We start from the raw sequence: 22,065 nt of genomic DNA, 5'->3' as shown, positions 1-22,065 counted from the left end.
AGGCCTGCCGGTACTCGAATGTCCCGACCCGGCCCTCCAACGTAAAGCGCCCACACGCCGTCGGTTCCACGTCCCCAGGAAGCCAGAGCCAGACAGGCTTGGACGCGGCGCTCATCGGGGCTTCCTCTTTGCGTGCACCGTCAGCGGAACGGTGTCCGCCATCAATTCGGCCAGTTCCTTGTCGGAACCCAGGTTGGACAGCTCATCCGCCCGCGTCGTACACGATCTCCGCCGGCTTGAGCTTCTCCAGCGCTTCGTCGCTGGGCCAGAACTTGCCCGCGCCGCCCAGGCCGAGTTCGGCCGTCGCCCCGTCGCGCTTGATCGGGATGCGCAGCTCCAGCCCCTGGCTGAGCACGCCCTGCTCCGTCTCCACCCGCTTGGCCGGCCAGCTCTTGACCAGGTCCAGCACCGCCGACGCCGGCAGGTTCGGCGCCGTGCGCAGGTAGCGGCCGAAGCGCGCCCGCGCCGCCGCCAGCCCGAACACCTGTTGCACGTTCATCCGCAGCCCGCCCGAGAAGCGGTCGTTCTGCACCTTGCCCACCGCGATGATCAGTTCATCCTCGGCCAGCAGTTCCTTGTTGGCGTTGAGCAGTTCCTCGTTCGCCACCGCCTCGATCGCATGGGTCTTGTCATCGATCTTGAAGATCGCCACCCGTCCGCGCGAGCCGTTGATCACCCGCATGTCCGACACGATCCCCGCCACCGTCGTCGGCTCGCGGCTGTCCTGCAGGTCCACGATCCGGCGCTTGACCATCTTGCGCAGCTCCGTCTCCGCCTGGTCGAACAGGTGACCCGACAGGTAGAAGCCGATCGCCGTCTTCTCCAGGCTGAGCCGCTCCTTGATGCCCCAGGGCGGCACCTCCACGAAGTCCGGCTCCGCCGTCGACGAGCCATGCGTGCCGTCGAAGTCGAACAGCCCGCCCTGGTTGACGTTCTGCGCCAGGTTGTCCGCGTAGGTGTAGCCCAGCGCCACGCTGGCCAGCAGCCGCGCGCGGTCCGGATGCAGCGCGTCGAAGGCGCCCGCCTTGATCAGCGCCTCCACCACGCGCTTGTTCACCGCCTTGCGGTCCACCCGCGCGCAGAAGTCGAAGAAGCTCGTGAACGGACCACCCTCGGTGCGGGCGCGCACGATCGCCTCGATCGCGCCCGCCCCGGTGCCCTTGATCGCGCCCAGGCTGTAGTTGATCTTGCGCGCGCGCGGCGTGAGGCCCGGCTTCCCGCCCTCCTTCGGCGCCGTGCGCACCGTGCCCTCGTCCGCGCCCATCGGCTCGAAACGGCCCACGCCCAGATTGATGTTGGGCGGCTCGAACTCGATTCCGAACAGCTTGGCGTCATTCATGAGCACCTTGAGCTTGTCCGTGTCGTCCGATTCGATCGTCATGTTCGCGGCGAAGAACTCCGCCGTGAAATGGACCTTGAGCCAACCCGTGTGATAAGCCAGCAGCGAGTACGCGGCCGCGTGCGACTTGTTGAAGCCGTAGCCCGCGAACTTCTCCATCAGGTCGAAGACCTCGTCGGCCTTGTCCTGGCCGATGCCCTTCTCGGCCGCGCCCTTGCGGAACAGGTCGCGGTGCATGGCCATCTCTTCGGCCTTCTTCTTGCCCATCGCGCGGCGCAGCATGTCCGCGCCGCCGAGCGAGTAGCCGCCCAGCACCTGGGCGGTCTGCATCACCTGCTCCTGGTAGACCATGATCCCGTAGGTCTCGGACAGCACCGGCTCCACCAGTGGATGCGGGTACTCCACGACCTCCTTGCCGTGCTTGCGCGCGACGAAGCTGGGGATCAGGTCCATCGGGCCCGGCCGGTACAGCGCGTTCAGCGCGATCAGGTCCTCCAGGCGCGAGGGCTTCGCGTCCTTGAGCATGCGCTGCATGCCGCTCGATTCAAACTGGAACACCGACTCCGTCAGGCCGTCGGAGAACAGCTTGTAGGTCCGCTTGTCATCCAGCGGGATGGTCTCGAACGCGAAGTCCGCCTGATCCGGATAGCGGGAGACGATGAAGTCCTTGGCCAGCTCCAGGATGGTCAGCGTCGCCAGCCCCAGGAAGTCGAACTTGACCAGGCCGATGGCCTCGACGTCGTCCTTGTCGTACTGGCTCACCGCCGAGGTCGAGCCCGGCTGCTGATATTGCGGGCAGAAGTCGGTGATCTTGCCCGGCGCGATCAGCACGCCACCGGCGTGCATGCCGATCGAGCGCACCGTGCCCTCGACGCGCGCCGCCATCTCCAGCAGGCCGGCGACTTCCTCGTCCTGCGCCTCGCGTTCCTCGATCTCCGGCGACTCGTGGCGCGCGTAGACCATCTTGGCCTTGTCCGGATCGAAGTCGGGCGGCAGCTTGGCCAGCGTCACCGTCTTGCCCGGCGGGGCCGGGACCAGCTTGGCGATCGAGTCCACGTGGCCGAAGCCCATGCCCAGCACCCGGCCGATGTCGCGCAGCGCGCCCTTGGCCGCCATGGTGCCGAAGGTCGCGATCTGGCTCACCGCCGGGCGGCCGTACTTGTCCTTCACGTACTCGATGACGCGGTCGCGGTTGCCCTGGCAGAAGTCGATGTCGAAGTCGGGCATCGACACCCGTTCCGGGTTCAGGAAGCGCTCGAACAGCAGGTTGTACTGCAGCGGGTCCAGGTCGGTGATCAGCAGCACGTACGCCACCAGCGAGCCCGCGCCCGAGCCCCGGCCCGGGCCCACCGGGCAACCGTTGTTCTTCGCCCAGCGGATGAAGTCACCCACGATGAGGAAGTAGCCGGGGAAGCCCATCTTGATGATGGTCGCGAGCTCGAACTCCAGCCGCTCCACGTAGCGCGGGCGCACGGCCTCGCGCTTGGCCTCGTCCGGATACAGCAGCCGCAGCCGGTCCTCCAGGCCCTCGTACGAGAGCATGCGGAAGTACTGCTCCATCGGCATCGGCGTGCCGTCGGCCTGGATCGGGGTCGGGAAGTTCGGCAGCTGGGGCTTGCCCAGCACCAGCGACAGGCTGCAGCGGCGGGCGATCTCCACCGTGTTGGCGATCGCGCTGGGCAGGTCGGCGAAGAGCTTCTCCATCTCCGCCTGCGACTTGAAGTGCTGGCTGGGCAGGAAGCGCTTCACCCGCTTCGGATTGGCGAGCGTGTCGCCGTCGGCGACGCACACGCGCGCCTCGTGCGCCCCGAAGTCGTCTTCCTCCAGGAACTGGATTGGATGCGTCGCCACGACCGGCAGCTTCGCCTTCGCGGCCAGCGGCACCAGCTGGCGCAGCAGCGCCTCCTGGCCCGGCAGGCCGGCGCGCTGCAGCTCGACGTAGAAGCGGCCGGGATAGATCGCCGACAGCCGCCGCGCCCAGTCCAGCGCCTTGGCCTCGTCGCCGGCCACCAGCGCCTGGCCCATCGGGCCGAACTGCATGCCGCCCAGGCAGATCAGGCCTTCGTGGAGTTCCTGCATCCACTCCAGCTTCAGCAGCGCCTGGTTGCGCTGCACGTTCTGGATCCAGGCGCGCGACAGCAGCTCGCTCAGGTTCAGGTAGCCCTGGAAGTTCTGCACCAGCAGCAGCACGCGGCTGGGCGGCTTGTCGGCGGCGTCGGGCTCCAGCCAGACCTCGGCGCCCAGGATCGGCTTGACGCCGTTCTTGCGGCAGGCGTTGTAGAACTTCACTCCGCCGAACATGTTCGCCAGGTCCGTCAGGCCCAGGGCGACCTGCTTGTCCTTGGCGGCCGCCTTGGCGGCGTCGTCGACGCGCAAGGTGCCGTCGACGACTGAAAACTCGGTGTGGATGCGGAGGTGAACGAAAGCCATCCCGGGATTGTAAGAAGGCTATGCTCGCCTCCCATCGAACACTCCCACGGAGCGCCCGGATGACGATGTCGACCTCCCTGTCCCTGCTGGCCGCGTTGACGCTGGCCGCGTCCCTGCCGGCCTCCGCCGCCGCGCCGCGGCCGGCCATCGAGAAGGCCGCGCCCCGGGTCGCCGCCAAACCCGTCGCAGCGGCCGAGGCGGCCGCCAAGCCGGTCCGGAGCAGCGCGGACATCCTCGCCACGGCGCCGGCCGCCGACTGGCGCGACGTCGACCCGGACAACCTGCTGGTGATGTCGCTGCCCAAGGGTCAGGTCTTCATCGAGCTCGCGCCGCGCTTCGCGCCGGCGCACGTCGACAACATCCGCGCGCTGGCCCGCGGCGGCTACTACGACGGTCTGGCGATCGTCCGGGTGCAGGACAACTTCGTCACCCAATGGGGCGATCCCGATGCCGACGACGAGGAAGCCGGCATCAAGGGCAAGGCCCGGCCCTTCCCGGCTGGCGCGAAGGCGCATCTCCCGGCCGAGTTCTCGATCCCTCTCAAGGGTGTCCCCCTGACGGTGCTGCCGGACGTGGACGGCTGGGCGCCGCGCGCTGGCCAGGTGGATGGGTTCCCGGCCGCCGCCGACCCGAAGACCGGCCGGGCCTGGCTGGCGCACTGCTACGGCAGCGTGGGCGCTGGCCGGGGCAACGCGGTCGATTCCAGCACCGGGGCGGAGCTGTATGCGGTCATTGGCCATGCGCCGCGCGGGCTGGACCTGAACATCACCGTGGTGGGCCGGGTGCTCAAGGGCATGGAGTTCCTGTCCTCGCTGCCGCGCGGCGGCGCGACGATGGGTTTCTATGACAAGCCCGAGCAGCGTCTGGGCATCGAGCGTGTCGCGCTGGCGTCGACCTTGCCGGAGGACCAGCGCCCGGCGCTGCAGGTGCTGCGCACGGACACCACGACCTGGCAGGAATTGCTGAACGCGCGCCGTCACCGTGGCGGCTGGTTCGTGCACAGCCCTGGCTACACGGATCTGTGCAGCGCCTCGGTCCCGGTCCGCGCGAAGCCCATGGCGGCCGCGCCGGCCGCTGCGGCCTCGGGCCCGGACGTCAAGCTCAACGAGCCCAAATCTCCCGAGACCCGCCGCTGATCCGCCTCTGACGCGCCGCGCGCTCCCGGCGCATGGCGCCGGCAAGGTCAGCGAGCGCGGGTGGGGCCGGAATGGTGCTGGGGGTTCGCGGACGCGATGCCCCCTGCACCGTGGAGTGCCCGCGCCTGGCCTCCCGCAGTGATGCCTGTTCAACGCTCCTACAATCGCGCGTTTTGCTGATCCTGCGCGGCCTGACGCCGCCGCAACGGCATGAACACTGCTGTCCCGCCTGATTCCTTGTCGATCCTCAACATCTCCTGCTACCTGTTCGTCGCGATCGACGCGCCGGATGTGCTGAGGGATCTGCTGCACGAACGCGCGCAGGCGCTGGGTCTCAAGGGCACGATCTTGATCGCGGAGGAAGGCATCAACCTGTTCCTCGCGGGCTCCGCGGACGCGGTGCGGACGTGGGTGGATGCGCTGCGCGGCGACTCGCGTTTCGCCGCGCTGGCGCCGAAGGAGAGCTGGAGCGAGGCGGTCCCGTTCCGCAAGCTGCTGGTGAAGGTGAAGCCGGAGATCATCCGGATGAATCATCCGACGATCCGGCCGGACCGGGCGCCCCGGGCTCCGGCGCTGCCGGCGGCGACGCTGCGGCGCTGGCTGGACCAGGGTCATGATGACGAGGGCCGGCCGGTGGTCACCTTGGACACGCGCAATGCGTTCGAGGTGGACGTGGGCGCCTTCGACGGCGCGATCGACTGGCGCATTGCCAAGTTCAGCGAGTTTCCCGACGCCGTGCGGGCTCATCGCGCCGAGCTCGAGGGCAAGACCGTGGTCAGCTACTGCACTGGCGGCATCCGCTGCGAGAAGGCCGCGCTCTACCTGGAGCAGGAGGCGGGCCGGCATGGTCTGGACGCGAAGGTCTACCAGCTCGAGGGCGGCATCCTGAAGTATTTCGAGGAAGTCGGCGGCGCGCATTACCACGGCACCTGCTTCGTCTTCGACGAGCGCCGCGCCGTCGATCCCGAGCTGGCGCCGTCGCCCGATTCCGTCGTCGAATGAGCGAGCGCCCCACTTTCGGCGCCCGGCTGATGAAGCTGCTGGGCTTGGCCGTGCTGGCGACCGCGCTGCTGGCGATGGCTTTCCGCGCGCCGGACCGGCCGCTGGAGAGCCTGGTCGCGCGCTGGGCGCCGCCGCCGTCCGATTTCATGGAGTTGAAGCTGCCGGGCGGCCAGGTGCAGCTGGTCCATTACCGCGACGAAGGTCCGCGCTCCGACACCACGCCCATCGTGCTGCTGCATGGCACCGCCGCCAGCCTGCACACCTGGGAGGGATGGGTGAAGTCACTGAGCGCGACGCGGCGCGTCGTCACGCTGGACCTGCCGGGCTTCGGCCTCACCGGGCCCTCGCCCTTAGGGGATTACAGCGACGGCGCCTATGACTCGTTCCTGTTGTCGTTCCTGGGGCAGTTGCAGATTGGCCGCATGGTCCTGGGCGGCAACTCGATGGGCGGCGGACTGGCCTGGCAGTTTGCCGCGCGACATCCGGAGCAGGTCGCGGCGCTCGTGCTGGTCGATGCCGGCGGCCTCGATGTCCACAGCGAGGCCGTGCCCGATGGCTTCCGCGTGCCGCAATGGCGCGTGCTGCACTGGCTGGCCGGCGTGTTCCTGCCGCGGCCGCTGGTGGACCGCAGCGTGCGCGAGGTCTACGGCGATCCATCCAAGGTCACGGCCGCCCTGGTGGACCGCTACTTCGAGCTGACGTTGCGCGAAGGCAACCGCGAAGCCCTCGCGCAGCGGCTGGCGCAACGCGAGCCCGGCCGCGATGCCGGCCTGCTGGCGCGCATCCAGGCGCCCACGCTGATCCTGTGGGGCGGCCGGGACCGTCTGATCCCGCCAGCCGCGGCCGAGCGCTTCCACGCCGCCATCAAGGACAGCCGCGTGCAGGTGTTCCCCGGATTGGGGCATGTCCCCCAGGAGGAGGACCCCGCGTCCACCGTCCAGGCCGTTCACACGTTTTTGCACTCTCCTTAACCCTGATGGCCGCCACGCGTGCGGCATTGCAACAATCCCCCCCATTCCGGAACGACCTCCCTCCGACGCGGGTTCGAACCGCCAGGAGGGTGGAACCGGAAGTCCAATCCACGACGCCTGCTCAACACCAAGGAGCCTTCATGCAACGACGACAACTGCTTGCTCGCGCCGCCCTGGCCGCCTGCGCCCTGCTGGCCACCGCCGGCGCCGCCAGCGCCCAGGCCCCTGACTGGAAGAAGATCCGCATCGGCGTCGAGGGCGCCTACCCCCCGTTCTCCGAAGTCGGCGCCGACGGCAAGCTCAAGGGCTTCGAGATCGACCTGGCCTACGCGCTGTGCGCCGAGATGAAGGCCGAGTGCACGCTGGTGCAGCAGGACTTCGACGGCCTGATCCCGGCGCTGCAGGCGCGCAAGGTCGACGCGATCATTGCCTCGGTGTCCATCACCGACGAGCGCAAGAAGGTCATCGCCTTCTCCAACCCCTACTACAACACCCCGGCCCGCTTCACCGCCAAGGCCGACGCCAAGTTCGACTTCTCGCCCGCCGGCCTGAAGGGCAAGAAGATCGGCGTGCAGCGCGCGACCATCCACGAGAAGTTTGCCGCCGAGACCTTCAAGCAGAGCGAGATCGTCCGCTACGCGACGCAGGACCAGGCCTTCCTGGACCTGAAGTCGGGCCGCGTGGACCTGACGCTGGCGGACCTGGTCGCCGCCGACGTCGGCTTCCTGAAGACGCCGGCCGGCAAGGGCTTCGCCTTCGCCGGCCCGAGCTACAGCGACGTGAAGTACTTCGGCGTCGGCAGCGGTGTCGGCATGCGCAAGGCCGACGAGAAGACGCTGGGCAAGAAGTTCAACGACGCCATCGCCGCGGTCAAGTCCAACGGCACGTTCAAGAAGCTCAACGACAAGTACTTCGAGTACGACATCTCGGCCAAGTGACGCGGCCCTGAGGCCCCGAGGCCCGGCGCAGCCGGGCCTCTTTCCATGAGAACGAAGAAGGACGTCGAATGATCCTGCACGGGTACCTGCCCAGCCTGCTCGAGGGCGCCGTACTGACCCTGGGCGTGGCCCTCAGCTCGATGGCGCTGGCCATGGCGCTGGGGCTGCTCGGCGCGATGGCCAAGCTGTCGAAGTTCCGTGTCGCCAAGGGTATCGCCACCGTCTACACGACGCTGATCCGCGGCGTTCCGGACCTGGTGCTGATGCTGCTGATCTTCTTCGGCGGACAGGTCGCGGTGAACGCGATCGCGCTGCAGATGGGGCACGACGAGTACATCGACGTCAATCCCTTCGTGGCCGGCGTGGTCACGATCGCCTTCATCTTCGGCGCCTACCTGACCGAGGCCTTCCGCGGCGCCTTCCTGGCCGTGCCGCCGGGGCAGCGCGAGGCGGGCCTGGCCTTCGGCATGAGCCCCGCGCAGGTCGCGTGGCGCATCACCTTCCCGCAGATGTTCCGGCATGCGCTGCCGGGACTGTCCAACAACTGGCTGGTGCTGATCAAGAGCACCGCCATCGTGTCGGTCATCGGCCTGCACGACCTGATGACGCGCGGCTCGCAGGCCGCCGGCAACACCCGCGAGCCGTTCGTGTTCTACCTGGCGGTCGCGCTGATCTACCTGATCTTCACCTCGGTGTCCGAGCTGGTCTTCGACCAGTTGCAGAAGCGCCTGTCCGTCGGCGTGCGCCGGCATTCGCTGTGAGCCCGGCCGTCCGGCCATCCGCGCCCCGCCCTCCGACATCGACCGAACGAAGCCCTTCATGAACCTGGACGCCATCGTCGAGAACCTCCCGCGCTACCTCGCCGGCGCGCTGACCACCGCGGAGCTGCTGCTCATCTCGCTGCTGATCGGGCTGCTCATCGCCATTCCGCTGGGGGTGCTGCGCTCGTTGCCGATCAAATGGCTGTCGCGCGCGGTCTGGGTCTACACCTACGTGTTCCGCGGCACGCCGATGCTGGTGCAGCTCTTCCTCATCTACTACGGCCTGGGCCAGTTCGAGTGGATGCAGCAGAGCGCGCTGTGGCCGCTGTTCAGCTCAGCCTGGTTCTGCGCCTGCCTGACCTTCGTGCTGAACACCGGCGCCTACACGACCGAGATCGTCGCGGGTTCGATCCGCGCGCTGCCGCACGGCGAGATCGAGGCCGCGAAGTCGCTGGGCATGAGCCGCTGGGTGATGCTGCGCCGCATCGTGCTGCCGCACGCGCTGCGCCGCGCGCTGCCGGCCTACAGCAACGAGGCGATCTTCATGCTGCATGGCACGGCGCTGGCCAGCGTGGTGACCATCATGGACGTCACCGGCATCGCGCGCGACATCAACGCCACCTACTACATCCCGTTCGAGGCCTTCATCACCGCGGCGATCTTCTACTTCGCGATGACGCTGGTGCTGGTCGGACTGTTCCATCAGGCGGAGAAGCGCTGGCTGAAGCCGCTGATGCCGCGCTGATCCCCTTTGCACCTGCTCCCGCGCGGCGCCGCATCCCACGCGCCCGGCGGCGGGCATCGAAAGACATTCCATGCAAGTACGACAACATCCGCTCCCGAGCCCGACCCCGGGCACGCAGCGCGAGCTGGTCTCGCTGCACTACGGCCAGCCCGGCCAGGGCCAGAAGGTCTACATCCAGGCCTCGCTGCATGCCGATGAGCTGCCGGGCATGCTCACCGCCTGGCACCTGCGCCGCCACTTCGACGCGCTGGAGGCCGCCGGCCGCCTGCGCGGCGAGGTGATCCTGGTGCCGATGGCCAATCCGATCGGGCTCTCGCAGTGGTGGCTGCAATCGCACCTGGGCCGCTTCGAGGGACTGTCGGGCGAGAACTTCAACCGCCACTATCCCGAGCACGTCGAGGCCGCGGCCAGACAGGCCGAGCCGCGCCTGGGCGCCGACGCGGCCCAGAACGTCGCGGTGCTGCGCGCCGCGCTGAAGACCGAGATCCAGGCCTCGCCCGCCGACACCGAACTCAAGGCGCTGCGCAAGACGCTGATGCTGATGGCCTGCGACGCGGACGTCGTGCTGGACCTGCACTGCGACGCGCAGGCGGTGATGCACCTCTACACCGAGACGCCGTGCTGGCCGCAGTGCGAGCCGCTGGCGGCCTACCTGGGCGCCGGCGTGACGCTGCTGGCGACGGACTCGGGCGACAACCCCTTCGACGAGGCCTGCTCGCAGGTGTGGTGGAAGTGGGCGCGGCATTTCGGCGAGCGCTTCCCGATCCCGCAGGCGACGCTGTCGGTGACGGTGGAGCTGCGCGGCCAGCAGGACGTCACGCACGCGCTCGCCGCCAAGGATGCGCAGGCGATCGTCGACTTCCTCATCCATCGCGGCGTGATCGCGCCGGACGGCGCGGCGCCGCCGGTGCCGGCGCCCGTGGGCGACGCGCGGCCGCTGGCGGGGTCGATCCCGGTCCCCTCGCCGGTTGGCGGCGTGCTGACCTTCCTGCGCGAGGTCGGCGAGACGGTCAGCGCCGGCGACGTGATCGCCCAGGTCATCGACCCGATCAGCGCTTCGGTGACCGATCTGAAGAGCCCGATCGACGGGCTGCTGTTTGCACGAGACACGCTGCGCCTGGTCACGGCCGGCGCGCGTGTCGCGAAAGTCGCGGGCCGCGAGGCGACCCGCACCGGAAAACTGTTGGGAGCCCGTTGATGTCCGCGGCCAGTCTTGTTGTCGACAACCTCCATAAACGCTACGGCGAGCGCGAAGTGCTCAAGGGCGTGTCCTTGGCCGCGAAGCCGGGCGACGTGATCACGCTGATCGGGTCGAGCGGCTCGGGCAAGAGCACCTTCCTGCGCTGCCTGAACCTGCTCGAGCAGCCTTTCGAGGGCACCCTGAAGCTGGGGACGGAGGAGCTCAAGCTCGTCCGCGACCGCGACGGCAGCCTGAAGGCCGGGGATGCGGCGCAGTTGCAGCGCTGGCGCGCGCGGCTGGCGATGGTGTTCCAGAACTTCAACCTGTGGGGCCACCGCACGGTGCTGGAGAACGTGATCGAGGCGCCGGTGCATGTGCTCAAGCAGTCGCGCGCGCAGGCGATCGAGAAGGCCGAGGCGCTGCTGGCGCGGGTCGGCGTGTCGCATCGCAAGGACGTCTATCCGGCGCAGCTGTCGGGCGGCGAGCAGCAGCGCGTGGCGATCGCGCGCGCGCTGGCGGTGGAGCCGGAGGTGATGCTCTTCGACGAGCCGACCTCGGCGCTTGATCCGGAGCTGGTCGGCGAGGTGCTGAAGGTGATGCGCGACCTGGCGGCGGAGGGCCGCACGATGATCGTCGTGACGCATGAAATGGGCTTCGCGCGCGAGGTCTCGTCGCACACGATGTTCCTGCACCAGGGCCGCGTCGAGGAACAAGGCAACCCGCGCGAGGTGCTGGCCAAGCCGCAGAGCGAGCGCCTGAAGGCGTTCCTGAGCGGCGGGTTGAAGTAGCGGGCGGCAGAGCGCGCCTGCGACGGTGAGGGGTCCGCGCCTCCGACGACTGCTCTCGGTCAGGTGCGGGCCCTCACGGGCGGCAGTTTTTGGGGCAGCTTTTGGGAAGCGAAGTTACCTTCATCGAACCGGGCCCAGCAGCGCCGCCTCGGCCGCATTCGCAATCTGATCTGCAAAGGCCGGGTTTCCGACCGCACGTGCGAGTGTCACCGCGCCTACTAGGGAAGCCAAAGCTGAACACGCCGCTTCAAGGTTCCTGGGGGCGCGTGGCGAGGCGGGGCCATCTACGACAGCCTGTGCAACTTCGCGCAGTCCCACTTCGAAGGCAGTGCGCGACTCCTGGTCGGAGCGTGCCACCTCAGTCGGCATCGTCTGCAGCGTGCAGCCTTCTGACAGGTCACAGGTTCGCTTTGCGCTGAGATAGAACCGCACGAACTCTGTCCACCAGGCGCGCCCATGCTCTGCTTGGAAGTAAAGGATGCCTCCGCGCAAATCGTCCATTCCTTGTCTCAGCGACTCACGGAAAGCGTCGCCCTTGGAGTCGAAGTGGACGTAGAAGGCACCAGAGGTGACACCCGCCTCCTTGGCCAGAGCATCGACTCCTGTTCCTGCGTATCCGCCCTTGCGAAACGCACGTCCTGATCCCTCAAGAATGCGCTGACGCGTGCTCGCCTTCTGTTCAGCTCGTGACATTGAAATCCTCTCCGTCAGCCAGATCGCATTGTAGTTGACCGAATAACGATCGTTATCTATATTCGCATCACGGTCGTTACGCGACGCTCGATTGTCGGGCCAAGCTGCTCTTGACGCCGCAACCCTCTGACTCGGGAAATTTCATGCCACTCACTCTCACTGTCACCGAAGGCGTTCTCCCCAAGGGCCAAGAAACGCTAGCTTTCGCCCGGCTCTCCGATGCCATGCTCAAGTGGCACGGACTGACAGGGAACGCGGCCATTGCGCCGAACATCGTTGGTTCGATCAACGTCGTGCCAAAGGAGCACACGTTCTCCGGATCGAAGGAGGCGGCCGTTGCGTTCATCGAGTGGAAGGTTCCGGCGTTCGCATTCAACACCCGCGAGATTCAATCGGGGTACATCGAAGAGGCCACCGAGATCATCCACTCGATGTCGGGCGAGAAGCAACCCAAGGAGCGCATCTGGGTGAACGTGGTTCACGCGGTGGACGGCGCCTGGGGAATTGGCGGTGTGGCGTTGACCAACGCGCAACTCGTGGGCTGACTCGGCGAGCTTGCGTCAAAGGTTTTGCGAGGAGGACCTGTCGCGCCTCCATGCCTTCTACCGGGAGCGCTTGATGCTGCTTTCAAACTACCTGTTCTTTACTGACGCCTGCGAGGAGGCCCTGCGCTTCTATGAGGCATGCGGCCTGGGCCGGATTGTCGAGATGCTGCGGTACGACGCGGACGGGATGCCCGCCAAGAGCGAGGCAATGCTCGGGAAGGTCATGCACGCCAAGTTCGAAGGAGACGGCGTCGTCTTCTACGCCTCGGACAACGACGACGCCGAGCCGATGCGAGGGTCCGCTCACCATCTTGCGATGGACAGCAGGCAATCGACCGATCGGCTGTTCAGCGCGTTGAGTTCAGGAGGTCTCGTAACGACTGCACTCGGCATGCAGCCATGGGGCGACTACCACGGAAAGCTGACGGACCGCTTCGGTGTGCAATGGATGTTGAACTTCCATGAGCCCGCTCGACGGCGACTGCCGGAGGTACGCGCTAGAGGTTCTCGCTGAGGAGAAGCAGTGCGTGTGTACACCTCCTCATGAAGAGTCCACTACCGAGATCTGCATCGATCAGACGGCGTGCGGTCTCAGTCTGGCGCCACCGTCCCCACCGCCTTCAGCGCCACCAGGGTCGCGGCATGCGCCTGCACGAGCTCAGGCGATTGATCGAAGCGCTGCGCGTAGCGGCGCTTGAACGGGTCCTCGCTGTCGCGATCCAGGCTCAGCAGATCGCGGGCGCGCTGCGCCACCGGCAGCGGCGTGGCGCCCGCGTCGGCCAGCCCGTCGATCGCCTCGTCCAGCATCGTGATCAGGCGGCTCAGGGGCTCCAGCCAGCGCATCTCGTCGCTGAAGGCCAGGACCTGGAGGAACTCACCCGCGCTCTGCGGGCCATGGGTCTTCTGATAGTCACCGCGTTCGAGCTCGACCAGGGCGCGGTGGAGTTCGAGCAGGCTGCGGCGGAGCTGATGGCAGGCGTCGGTCGACATGATGAGCAAGGCAAGGGAATGGAGATCCAAGAATAGCGATCCGGGCGGCCGCGCGCCTGCCTCTTCCGGGTGAGCAGCGAGCGCGGGTCCCCCGCTGGAGGGACTCCCGCGCGTGATAGCCTCGCGCCCCATGTCCCAGCACCCCTCCGCCGGCTCGCCCTCCCCGATGGACGGCGACGGCGCAGCCCCCGACGTCCGCTCCCGCGCCTCGCTGCCCGAGGTCCTGCTGCTCGCCAGCGTCTTCGTCATCGCGGCCTGCGGCCTCGTCTACGAACTCGCCGCCGGCGCGCTCGCCAGCTACCTGCTCGGCGACTCGGTCCTGCAGTTCTCCACCATCATCGGCGCCTATCTGTTCGCGATGGGACTGGGCTCCTGGCTGTCGCGCTACATCGACCGGCAGCTGGTCGCGCACTTCCTGCGGCTGGAACTGCTCGTGGGCGTCGTCGGCGGGCTGATGCCCGCCGCGCTCTTCACCGCGCACAGCCTGCTCCCTCCCTCGCAGGGGATGGCCTTCCGCGTGCTGCTCTACGGGCTGGTGCTGCTCGTGGGCACGCTGGTCGGGCTGGAGATCCCGCTGGTGATGCGCATCCTCAAGCGCCACTTCCGCCAGCGCTATGCGCTCAAGGAACTGGTGTCGCAGGTGCTGACCTTCGACTACCTGGGCGCGCTGCTCGTCGCCGTCGCCTTCCCCTTGCTGCTGGTGCCCAACCTGGGCCTGGTGCGCACGGGCCTGTTCTTCGGGCTGCTGAATGTCGCCGTCGCGGTATGGGCGCTGTGGCTCTTCCGCGCCGAGCTTCGCGCCTGGCGCTCGCATGCGCTGACCTGCGCCGTGTCGATCGCGCTGCTGGTCGCCGCGATGGCCGGCGCGGACCGCCTCAGCACCTGGGCCGAGGACCGCTTCTACGGCGAGCAGATCGTCTTCAAGGAGAGCAGCAGCTACCAGCGCATCGTCGTCACGCAGGGCGCGGGCGGAACGCGGCTGTTCCTCAACGGCAATCTGCAATTCCACTCGCGCGACGAGTACCGCTATCACGAGGCGCTCGTGCATCCCGCGATGGCCGCCCAGGGAGCGCCGCGCAAGGTGCTGGTGCTGGGCGGCGGCGACGGCATGGCGGTGCGCGAGATCCTGCGCTATCCATCCGTCGAGCACATCACGCTGGTCGAGCTGGACCCGCACATGACGACGCTGTTCTCGACGATGCCGCTGCTGAAGCAGCTCAACAAGGCGTCGCTGCTCAGCCCCAAGCTCCACATCGTCAATGCCGACGCCTTCGGCTGGCTGGAGACCAGCGACGAGACCTACGACGTCATCGTCATCGACTTCCCCGACCCCAGCAACTTCGCGCTGGGCAAGCTCTACACGGCCAGCTTCTACAAGCTGGTCGACCAGCACCTGAGCGCCTCCGGCTACGCGGTGATCCAGTCGACTTCGCCGCTGGTCGCGCCGCGCGCGTTCTGGACCGTGGTCAACACCGTCGAGTCGGTGGGGCTGGTCGCGACGCCGTATCACGCGCATGTGCCGAGCTTCGGCGAATGGGGCTATGTGCTGGCCAGCCACCGGCCGTGGGCGATGCCGCGCCAGTTGCCGGCGGGGCTGCGATTCCTGAGTCTGGACGGCATGCCCGCGCTGATGAATTTCCCGCCCGACATGGCGCGGCCCGAAGGGCTCGAAGTGAACCGGCTCTCCAACCAGGTGCTGGTCCATGAGTTCGAGCGCGAATGGGGCAAGCTGCATTGAATCGCCGTGAGCTGCTGACGCGGACGCTGGCGAGTTCGCTGGTGCCGATGCTGTCCGCCTGCGGGCGCGACGCGCGGCCCATGGCGGACCGGCTGGCCTCGCGCCTGGCCGGGATCCCCGGCGGATGGACCGGCGCGAACTGGGAGCGCGGACACCGCCTGCGCGGCGCCCTGCCCGCCTGGTCATCCGCCGCGGGCTCGCCGAAGCGGGCGCAGGTGCTGGTGCTGGGCGCCGGCATCGCGGGGCTGGCCTGCGCGCGCCGGCTGCGGCTGCGCGGCATCGATGTCGCGCTGCTCGATCTGGAGGATCACCCGGGCGGCAACAGCCGTGGCCATCGTATCGGCGCGGGATCGGCGCCTGGCGAAGGCCTGCGCTGCCCGCTCGGCGCCCACTACCTGCCGACGCCGGGCCCCGACGCCGTGGAAGTGCGGACGCTGCTGGAGGACCTCGGCCTCGCGAGCCTGGAGCACGGCCGCTGGGTCTACGACGAGCGCTGGCTCTGCCACAGCCCGCAGGAGCGGCTCTGGTGGAACGATCAATGGGTCGACGGCCTGCTGCCGCCGGCGCGGACGCCGGACGAATTGGCGCAGTACCGCCGCTTCGGCGAACTCGTCGAGCAGGCGCGGCGCGACATCGGCTTCTCGATGCCGAGCTCGAAGCAGGCGTGGTCGCCTGCGCATCAGGCGCTGGACGCGAAGACCTTCGCGGCGTGGCTCGACGAGCAGCGGCTGACGGCCGCGCCGCTGCGCTGGTACCTCAACTACTGCTGCCGCGACGACTACGGCGCCGATGCCTCGCAGGTGTCGGCCTGGGCGGGCCTGCACTACTTCGGCAGCCGGCATGGCTTCATGAGCGGCGAGGAACGCGAGGCCGTGCTGACCTGGCCGCAGGGCAACGGGTGGCTGTCGGAGCGCCTGGCCGCGCCGCTGGCCGATGCCTTCCACGGCGGCCGCACCGCGGTGCGTCTTCGCGAGGAACGGCACGGCGTGCAGGTGCTGGTCTGGAACGGCCGGGAGCAGGCCGCCGAGCGCTGGGAAGCGGACCAGGTCGTGATGGCGATGCCGCTGTTCATCGGCGCGAGGCTGCCGGAGCAGCCGCCGGCCGCGCTGACCGATGCGGCGCGCGGCATGCGCTACGCGCCGTGGCTGGTCGCGAACCTGCTGCTCGACGCGCCGCCGCTGGAGCGGCTCGGCGCGCCGCTGTCGTGGGACAACGTCGTCTACGGCGGCGAGGCGCTGGGCTACGTCAACGCGGACCAGCAGGATCTCGATCCGAGCCGCGGCCCGCTGGTGCTGACGGCCTATCGCGCCCTGCGCGAGTCGCAGCGCAAGGATCTGCTGCAGGACGACTGGCGCGCCTGGGCAGGCCGCGTGCTGGCCGACATGGCGCCGCTGCATCCGGACCTGCCGGAGCGGCTGCAGCGCATCGAGTTGATGCGCTATGGGCACGCGATGAGCATTCCGCATCCAGGGCTGCGGGGCTCGGCGGCGCTGGCTTCGCTGCGCGAGCGCTCACAGGGCCGGCTGCACTTCGCGCACGCGGACCTGGCGGGCTATTCGGTGTTCGAGGAAGCGTTCACGCAGGGCGAAGCGGTGGCGGCCAGGCTGCTCAAGAGCGACCGCGCGGGACGTTGACCCCGCCCCTCCATCACGGGAATACCGCATCAACACCGCGCTCCCGCATCATGCGCAGCAGCCTCAGTTCCGCGCCATGCGGCTTGCCTTGCCCGAGCTCCCAGCGCCTAAGGCGCTTCGCGGTCGTATTGAGCATGCGCGCCAGCGTGTACACGCTGTAGGACGACTGCTCCCGGATCAGCCGGAAATCCTTCGGCGTCATGGGCTCCGGCGGCAACATCCCCGCGTGCTCGATCCGCCGGATCGCATCGTCATCGAAGGCGCCGCACTCATGCAGCGCCCGACTCATCTTCAAGATCTCCTTGACGGTCTCATTCTTCCGTTTGCGCATCACAACACACCTCTTTCAGTTGTCGATCCGCCACCGACTCCGCCAGTGTCCTTTCCGACATGGCGGCCAATTCGCGAGCGGCGGTCCTGCACAGGAGCAGCGTCTCGGCGTCCACGTCATCCATCACGTTCTTCGCGTAGCCCTTGATGAAGAACCAAGGGCCGCCGCGTCGATTGGCGACGAATACCCGGTACCCGCCACGCTTGCCCGCGCCGCATCGTGCGATCCGCTTCTTGACGAGTCCACTACCAAGATCTGCATCGATCAGGCCCTGTGCCATTTCAGCCACGGCATCGCACAGGTCACTGTCTCCGCAGGCCTTGCTTTCGCATCCAGCGTAGAAAACCCTCGATCACGAACACCGGTCCAGCCATGCCCGCCTCCATGCATCACGGGAATGCAGAACGGTGCCAGGTTTTGACAGGTCTGACTTCGCGCTGAAGGCGGCACCCCGAAGGGGGTGTTAGTGTTGGTCGAGGCACGCATCCCGCGTGCCGGGCGCTCAGCCGCCCGTTCAGCCGCCCGTGACCGGCGGGAAGAACGCCACTTCCGAGCCGTCCTTCACCGGCGTGTCTTCCGGCAGGATCTGCTGGTCCAGCGCGCAGCGGATCGCCTTGCCGCGGGCCAGCGCCTGGGCATGCGCCGCATCGCTGGCGATCAGCGCGTCGCGGATCGAGCCCAGCGTCGCGCCCGCGTGATGCGCGATGCGCTCGTCGGTCCCGAGGGCCTCGCGCAGCGAGGCGAAGTAGCGCACGGTGATCGTCATCTCAATACAGCTCGTCAGGTCGCACCGGGACGTGGATCCCGGATCAGAACAGGTCGTTGAAGGACAGGAAGCGCAGCAGTTGTCCGGGCTCGACCGTGCTGCCCGGCGGCAGGTCGATCAGCCCGTCCGCCCACGCGGCCGAGCTCATCACGCCGGAACTCTGGTTGCCGAACAGCTGCAGCCCGCCCGCGTCGCTCAGCTTCGCGCGCAGGAACTCGCGGCGCTTGTCCGCCTTGGTCCAGGTGAATTCGGCCGGCAGCTGGAAGCCGCGCGGCGCCAGTTGCGTCGCGCCCTGCATCCGCAGCAGCACCGGCCGCACGAACAGCAGGAAGGTCACGAAGCTCGACACCGGATTGCCCGGCAGGCCCATGAACCAGGTGCGGCCGCCATGGCTGGTCACCTCGCCGAACGCCAGCGGCTTGCCCGGCTTGATCGCGATCTGCCAGAGGTCCAGCCGGCCCTCGCGCTCGAGCGCGGGCTTCAGATGGTCCTCCTCGCCGACGGACACGCCGCCCGAGCTGAGGATCAGGTCCACGTCCTTCGCCGCGTCGCGCAGCGCCGCGCGCGTCGCGTCCAGCGTGTCGGGCACGATGCCCAGGTCCCGCACCTCGCACCCCATCGCCAGCAGCAGCGCATGCAGCGTCGTGCGGTTGGAGTTGTAGATCTGGCCCGGGCCGAGCGGCTGACCGGGAAGCACCAGCTCATCGCCGGTCGAGAACAGCGCGACACGCGGACGCGCGGCCACCGTCAGCGCCGCCGCGCCCGCGGTCGCCGCCAGTCCCAGCGATGCGGCATTCAGGCGCGACCCGGCGCTCAGCACCGTCTGACCGATGCGCAGATCCTCGCCGCGGCGGCGGATGTGAAGTCCGGGCGTCAGCGCTGCGTTGATGCGGACCCGCCCGAGGCCCGCGCCCGCGGGGTCGGCGATCGCCTCGCAGTGCTCCTGCATCAGCACGGCATCGGCGCCCTCCGGCACCGTCGCGCCGGTGAAGATCCGCGCGGCCGTGCCTGGCTGCAGCGCCACCGGCACCGAGCCCGCCGGCACGCGTTGCGACACCGCCAGCACCGCGCCCTCGCCGCCCTGGGCCGCGACGTCGGCCGCGCGCATCGCGTAGCCGTCCATCGCGCTGTTGTCGTAGGGCGGAACGTCCAGCGGCGACACCAGGTCCCGCGCCAGCACGCGGCCGCGCGCCAGCGGCGTCGCCACCGCCTCGGTCCGGCCCAGCGCCGCCACCTGCGAGAGCAGGCGCTCCAGGGCCTCCTCCATCGGCATCATCGGCGCGCGCGCGCCGGCGGCCGGCGCCGCCTTGGCATCGGGCACGGGACCAGGCGTGGCGGCGTCAGACATGCTCGACGATGAACTGCTTGACCTGCTCGACCGAGACCGGCAACACGGCGACCCGCTTCGGACGCGACTCCAGGTCGGCCAGCGCGGCGGGCCGCGGCGGCACGACGCCCAGCGCTTCCTCGATCGTCGCGGCGAACTTGGCCGGCAGCGCCGTCTCCAGCACCAGCATCGGCACGCCGGACTGGCGGTTCGCGAGCGCGACCTTGAGGCCATCCGCCGTGTGCGTGTCGATGATCACGCCGTACCGCGCATGGCATTGGCGGATCGTCGCGACACGGTCCTCATGCGTGCTGCGGCCCGAGATGAAGCCATAGCGCGCCGAGATCCGCGCGCGCTCCTCGGCGCTGATCTCGAAAAAGCCCTTCGAGGCCAGTTCCTCGCCGAACAGCCGCTTCACGCGCGCCGCGTCGCGGTCCAGCAGGTCGAAGACGAAGCGCTCGAAGTTGCTGGCCTTGGAGATGTCCATCGACGGGCTGGAGGTCTCCAGCGTGTGCTCGGCGCCGCGGGGGCGATACACGCCGGTGCGGAAGAACTCGTCGAGCACGTCGTTCTCGTTCGTGGCCACGACCAGGCGTTCGATCGGCAGGCCCATCATGCGGGCCACATGGCCGGCGCAGACGTTGCCGAAGTTGCCCGAGGGCACGGTGAAGGCGACGCGCTCGCCCTCGCCCTTGGTCGCCTGGAAGTAGGCCGCGAAGTAGTAGACGACCTGCGCCAGCAGCCGCGCCCAGTTGATCGAGTTGACCGTGCCGATGCGATGGCCGCGCTTGAACTCGAGGTCGCTGGAGACCGCCTTGACGATGTCCTGGCAGTCGTCGAACACGCCCTGCACGGCGATGTTGTGGATGTTGGGATCCGCCAGGCTGAACATCTGCGCCTGCTGGAACGGGCTCATGCGGCCATGCGGGCTCAGCATGAAGACCTGGATGCCGGCCTTGCCGCGCATCGCGTATTCGGCGGCGCTGCCGGTGTCGCCGGAGGTGGCGCCCAGGATGTTCAGCGTCTCGCCGCGGCGCTGGAGCTCGTACTCGAACAGCTGTCCGAGCAGCTGCATCGCCATGTCCTTGAAGGCCAGCGTCGGCCCGTTGGACAGCGCGACCAGCGCCAGCCCCGGCTCCAGCGGCTTGAGCGGCGTGATCTGCGGCGTGCCGAAGACGGCCTCGGTGTAGGTGCGATGCACGATCGCCTTCAGGTCCGCGGCCGGGATGTCGTCGATGTAGAGCGACAGGATCTCGAAGGCCAGGTCGGCGTACGACAGCCCGCGCCAGCGCGCCAGCGTCGCGGCGTCGACCCGCGGATAGGAGGTCGGCAGGTACAGCCCGCCATCGGGCGCCAGGCCCTCCAGCAGGATGTCGCAGAAGTGGCGCTCGGCCTTGTCGCCGCGGGTGCTCAGGTACTTCACGCCAGCTCTTCCTTGCGCAGCTTCACGATCGGCGCCAGCACCGTCTCCAGCGCCTGCATCTTCGCCAGCGCCTCGCTCATGCGGCCTTCCCGCGTGTCGTGCGTCAGGATGATCAGGTCGGTCTGGCTCTCGCCTTCGGCCGACTCGCGCTGCAGCACCGCGTCGATGCTGATCTCGTGCTCGGCCAGGATGGTCGTGATGCGCGACAGCACGCCCGCCTGGTCCGCCACGCGCAGGCGCAGATAGAAGGCGGTCTGCACCTGCTCCATCGGCAGGATCGGCGTGTCGTTCATCGCGTCCGGCTGGAAGGCCAGGTGCGGCACGCGGTGGTCCGGATCGGCCGTCGCCAGGCGCGTGATGTCGACCAGGTCGGCGATCACCGCCGAGGCCGTCGGCTCCGCGCCCGCGCCCTTGCCGTAGTACAGCGTGGTGCCGACCGCGTCGGCCTGCACCAGCACCGCGTTCATTGCGCCCTCGACGTTGGCGATCAGGCGGTTCGCCGGGATCAGCGTCGGGTGCACGCGCAGCTCGATGCCGCCGTCCTTCACGTCCTGCCGGCGGCGCGCGATGCCCAGCAGCTTGATGCGGTAGCCGAGCTGCTCGGCGTACTTGATGTCGGTGGCCTGCAGCGCCGTGATGCCCTCGACATGCGCCTGCTCGAACTGCACCGGGATGCCGAACGCGATCGCGCTCATGATCGTGGCCTTGTGCGCGGCGTCGACGCCCTCGATGTCGAAGGTCGGATCGGCCTCGGCATAGCCCAGCCGCTGCGCCTCCTTCAGCACCGTCGCGAAGTCCAGCCCCTTGGAGCGCATCTCCGACAGGATGAAGTTGGTCGTGCCGTTGATGATGCCGGCGATCCACTCGATGCGGTTGGCGGTCAGCCCCTCGCGCAGCGCCTTGATGATGGGGATGCCGCCGGCCACCGCCGCCTCGAAGGCGACCATCACGCCCTGCTCGCGCGCGGCGGCGAAGATCTCGCTGCCATGCACCGCCAGCAGCGCCTTGTTGGCCGTGACCACGTGCTTGCCGGCCTTGATCGCGTCCAGCACCAGCGTGCGCGCGATGCCGTAGCCGCCGATCAGCTCGACGACGATGTCGATCTCCGGATTCGCGATCACCTCGCGCGCGTCCGCCACCACGGCGCAGGCGTCGCCGACGATGCTCCTGGCGCGCTCCACGTCCAGGTCGGCCACCATCGCGATCTCGATGCCGCGGCCGGCGCGTCCGCGGATCTCTTCCTGGTTGCGGCGCAGCACCTGGAACGTGCCGCCGCCGACGGTGCCAATGCCCAGCAGGCCAACTTTGATCGGGTTCATCGTCATGGG

Annotated in this window: 21 protein-coding genes; 12 read left to right on the top strand and 9 right to left on the bottom strand. The window is 68.6% G+C overall.

Annotated features, from left to right (window positions below; genetic code table 11):
• Positions 1-202: 202 nt before the first annotated feature.
• Positions 203-3,769 carry a DNA polymerase III subunit alpha gene (gene dnaE, locus ACEN96_RS12160; protein WP_495588271.1) on the bottom strand — a complete coding sequence of 1,189 codons (3,567 nt, stop codon included), beginning with the start codon at positions 3,767-3,769 and terminating at the stop codon, positions 203-205.
• A 59-nt stretch (positions 3,770-3,828) separates the two neighbouring features.
• On the opposite strand from dnaE, the gene ACEN96_RS12155 reads away from it, so the two are divergent.
• From ACEN96_RS12155 to ACEN96_RS12120, 8 genes are all read left to right on the top strand, one after another.
• Complete coding sequence (locus ACEN96_RS12155) at positions 3,829-4,905, top strand: peptidylprolyl isomerase (RefSeq protein ID WP_495588270.1); 1,077 nt, start codon at positions 3,829-3,831, stop codon at positions 4,903-4,905.
• Positions 4,906-5,115: 210 nt separating this feature from the next.
• Entirely contained in the window at positions 5,116-5,907 is a 792-nt protein-coding gene (locus ACEN96_RS12150) for a sulfurtransferase (protein ID WP_495588269.1), read from the top strand.
• Positions 5,904-6,878, top strand: a complete 975-nt coding sequence (locus ACEN96_RS12145; RefSeq protein ID WP_495588268.1) for an alpha/beta fold hydrolase — start codon at positions 5,904-5,906, stop codon at positions 6,876-6,878. The genes ACEN96_RS12150 and ACEN96_RS12145 overlap by 4 nt, the downstream gene beginning before the upstream one ends.
• A 140-nt stretch (positions 6,879-7,018) precedes the next feature.
• On the top strand, positions 7,019-7,816 hold the full coding sequence (locus ACEN96_RS12140) for an ABC transporter substrate-binding protein (RefSeq protein ID WP_495588267.1): 798 nt from the start codon (positions 7,019-7,021) through the stop codon (positions 7,814-7,816).
• 68 nt (positions 7,817-7,884) lie between these two features.
• Entirely contained in the window at positions 7,885-8,577 is a 693-nt protein-coding gene (locus tag ACEN96_RS12135; RefSeq protein ID WP_495588266.1) for an ABC transporter permease, read from the top strand.
• Positions 8,578-8,635: 58 nt separating this feature from the next.
• Entirely contained in the window at positions 8,636-9,322 is a 687-nt protein-coding gene (locus ACEN96_RS12130; protein WP_495588265.1) for an ABC transporter permease, read from the top strand.
• Between the two features lie 70 nt (positions 9,323-9,392).
• Positions 9,393-10,520, top strand: coding sequence for a succinylglutamate desuccinylase (locus tag ACEN96_RS12125; protein WP_495588264.1), 1,128 nt, complete (start codon positions 9,393-9,395; stop codon positions 10,518-10,520).
• Entirely contained in the window at positions 10,520-11,290 is a 771-nt protein-coding gene (locus ACEN96_RS12120) for an ABC transporter ATP-binding protein (RefSeq protein WP_495588263.1), read from the top strand. Before ACEN96_RS12125 ends, ACEN96_RS12120 begins: the two co-directional genes overlap by 1 nt.
• Before the next feature lie 120 nt (positions 11,291-11,410).
• On the opposite strand, the gene ACEN96_RS12115 is transcribed toward ACEN96_RS12120, so the two are convergent.
• Complete coding sequence (locus tag ACEN96_RS12115; protein ID WP_495588262.1) at positions 11,411-11,983, bottom strand: TetR/AcrR family transcriptional regulator; 573 nt, start codon at positions 11,981-11,983, stop codon at positions 11,411-11,413.
• Between the two features lie 143 nt (positions 11,984-12,126).
• Here ACEN96_RS12115 and ACEN96_RS12110 point away from each other — a divergent pair, with 143 nt between their 5' ends.
• Both ACEN96_RS12110 and ACEN96_RS12105 read left to right on the top strand, forming a co-directional pair.
• Complete coding sequence (locus tag ACEN96_RS12110) at positions 12,127-12,528, top strand: 4-oxalocrotonate tautomerase (protein ID WP_495588261.1); 402 nt, start codon at positions 12,127-12,129, stop codon at positions 12,526-12,528.
• Between the two features lie 73 nt (positions 12,529-12,601).
• A complete protein-coding gene (locus ACEN96_RS12105) occupies positions 12,602-13,042 on the top strand; it encodes a VOC family protein (RefSeq protein WP_495588260.1) in 441 nt (146 codons plus the stop codon).
• 77 nt (positions 13,043-13,119) lie between these two features.
• Here the strand turns inward: ACEN96_RS12105 and ACEN96_RS12100 are convergent, their stop codons facing one another.
• A complete protein-coding gene (locus ACEN96_RS12100; protein ID WP_495588259.1) occupies positions 13,120-13,548 on the bottom strand; it encodes a hypothetical protein in 429 nt (142 codons plus the stop codon).
• 100 nt (positions 13,549-13,648) lie between these two features.
• Between ACEN96_RS12100 and ACEN96_RS12095 the strand changes: the two genes are divergently transcribed.
• Both ACEN96_RS12095 and ACEN96_RS12090 read left to right on the top strand, forming a co-directional pair.
• Positions 13,649-15,256 (top strand): polyamine aminopropyltransferase, encoded by a 1,608-nt coding sequence (locus tag ACEN96_RS12095; RefSeq protein ID WP_495588258.1) that lies wholly within the window; start codon positions 13,649-13,651, stop codon positions 15,254-15,256.
• Positions 15,253-16,890, top strand: coding sequence for a flavin monoamine oxidase family protein (locus tag ACEN96_RS12090; protein ID WP_495588257.1), 1,638 nt, complete (start codon positions 15,253-15,255; stop codon positions 16,888-16,890). Before ACEN96_RS12095 ends, ACEN96_RS12090 begins: the two co-directional genes overlap by 4 nt.
• Positions 16,891-16,903: 13 nt before the next feature.
• On the opposite strand, the gene ACEN96_RS12085 is transcribed toward ACEN96_RS12090, so the two are convergent.
• The 6 genes from ACEN96_RS12085 to ACEN96_RS12060 all read right to left on the bottom strand — a co-directional run bounded on the left by ACEN96_RS12085 (position 16,904) and on the right by ACEN96_RS12060 (position 22,056).
• The gene (locus ACEN96_RS12085) at positions 16,904-17,221 is read right to left on the bottom strand and encodes a helix-turn-helix domain-containing protein (RefSeq protein ID WP_495588256.1); all 318 of its coding nucleotides are present in this window, start codon (positions 17,219-17,221) and stop codon (positions 16,904-16,906) included.
• Positions 17,202-17,501 carry a type II toxin-antitoxin system RelE/ParE family toxin gene (locus ACEN96_RS12080; RefSeq protein ID WP_495588255.1) on the bottom strand — a complete coding sequence of 100 codons (300 nt, stop codon included), beginning with the start codon at positions 17,499-17,501 and terminating at the stop codon, positions 17,202-17,204. Before ACEN96_RS12080 ends, ACEN96_RS12085 begins: the two co-directional genes overlap by 20 nt.
• 234 nt (positions 17,502-17,735) lie before the next feature.
• On the bottom strand, positions 17,736-17,987 hold the full coding sequence (gene moaD / locus ACEN96_RS12075; protein ID WP_495588254.1) for a molybdopterin converting factor subunit 1: 252 nt from the start codon (positions 17,985-17,987) through the stop codon (positions 17,736-17,738).
• Positions 17,988-18,030: 43 nt separating this feature from the next.
• Positions 18,031-19,263 (bottom strand): molybdopterin molybdotransferase MoeA, encoded by a 1,233-nt coding sequence (locus tag ACEN96_RS12070; protein WP_495588596.1) that lies wholly within the window; start codon positions 19,261-19,263, stop codon positions 18,031-18,033.
• Positions 19,264-19,327: 64 nt separating this feature from the next.
• Positions 19,328-20,737 (bottom strand): threonine synthase, encoded by a 1,410-nt coding sequence (gene thrC / locus ACEN96_RS12065; RefSeq protein ID WP_495588253.1) that lies wholly within the window; start codon positions 20,735-20,737, stop codon positions 19,328-19,330.
• Complete coding sequence (locus ACEN96_RS12060; protein ID WP_495588252.1) at positions 20,734-22,056, bottom strand: homoserine dehydrogenase; 1,323 nt, start codon at positions 22,054-22,056, stop codon at positions 20,734-20,736. The genes thrC and ACEN96_RS12060 overlap by 4 nt, the downstream gene beginning before the upstream one ends.
• Positions 22,057-22,065 lie beyond the last annotated feature (9 nt).

It is taken from the genome of Roseateles sp. Mitsp63 (genome assembly GCF_059491535.1).
The sequence above is the reverse complement of the archived record's forward strand: the minus strand, read 5'-3'. Positions and strand labels throughout refer to the sequence as shown.

Excerpts from the sequence above, each read along its gene's own strand:
- ACEN96_RS12155 (WP_495588270.1), top strand. The coding sequence starts at position 3,829 with ATGACGATGTCGACCTCCCTGTCCCTGCTGGCCGCGTTGACGCTGGCC.
- dnaE (WP_495588271.1), bottom strand. The coding sequence starts at position 3,769 with ATGGCTTTCGTTCACCTCCGCATCCACACCGAGTTTTCAGTCGTCGAC.
- ACEN96_RS12130 (WP_495588265.1), top strand. The coding sequence starts at position 8,636 with ATGAACCTGGACGCCATCGTCGAGAACCTCCCGCGCTACCTCGCCGGC.
- moaD (WP_495588254.1), bottom strand. The coding sequence starts at position 17,987 with ATGACGATCACCGTGCGCTACTTCGCCTCGCTGCGCGAGGCCCTCGGG.
- ACEN96_RS12125 (WP_495588264.1), top strand. The coding sequence starts at position 9,393 with ATGCAAGTACGACAACATCCGCTCCCGAGCCCGACCCCGGGCACGCAG.
- ACEN96_RS12105 (WP_495588260.1), top strand. The coding sequence starts at position 12,602 with ATGCTGCTTTCAAACTACCTGTTCTTTACTGACGCCTGCGAGGAGGCC.
- ACEN96_RS12120 (WP_495588263.1), top strand. The coding sequence starts at position 10,520 with ATGTCCGCGGCCAGTCTTGTTGTCGACAACCTCCATAAACGCTACGGC.
- ACEN96_RS12110 (WP_495588261.1), top strand. The coding sequence starts at position 12,127 with ATGCCACTCACTCTCACTGTCACCGAAGGCGTTCTCCCCAAGGGCCAA.
- ACEN96_RS12115 (WP_495588262.1), bottom strand. The coding sequence starts at position 11,983 with ATGTCACGAGCTGAACAGAAGGCGAGCACGCGTCAGCGCATTCTTGAG.
- ACEN96_RS12095 (WP_495588258.1), top strand. The coding sequence starts at position 13,649 with ATGTCCCAGCACCCCTCCGCCGGCTCGCCCTCCCCGATGGACGGCGAC.
- ACEN96_RS12070 (WP_495588596.1), bottom strand. The coding sequence starts at position 19,263 with ATGATGCCGATGGAGGAGGCCCTGGAGCGCCTGCTCTCGCAGGTGGCG.
- ACEN96_RS12085 (WP_495588256.1), bottom strand. The coding sequence starts at position 17,221 with ATGCGCAAACGGAAGAATGAGACCGTCAAGGAGATCTTGAAGATGAGT.
- ACEN96_RS12150 (WP_495588269.1), top strand. The coding sequence starts at position 5,116 with ATGAACACTGCTGTCCCGCCTGATTCCTTGTCGATCCTCAACATCTCC.
- ACEN96_RS12140 (WP_495588267.1), top strand. The coding sequence starts at position 7,019 with ATGCAACGACGACAACTGCTTGCTCGCGCCGCCCTGGCCGCCTGCGCC.
- ACEN96_RS12135 (WP_495588266.1), top strand. The coding sequence starts at position 7,885 with ATGATCCTGCACGGGTACCTGCCCAGCCTGCTCGAGGGCGCCGTACTG.
- ACEN96_RS12060 (WP_495588252.1), bottom strand. The coding sequence starts at position 22,056 with ATGAACCCGATCAAAGTTGGCCTGCTGGGCATTGGCACCGTCGGCGGC.
- ACEN96_RS12145 (WP_495588268.1), top strand. The coding sequence starts at position 5,904 with ATGAGCGAGCGCCCCACTTTCGGCGCCCGGCTGATGAAGCTGCTGGGC.
- ACEN96_RS12080 (WP_495588255.1), bottom strand. The coding sequence starts at position 17,501 with ATGGCACAGGGCCTGATCGATGCAGATCTTGGTAGTGGACTCGTCAAG.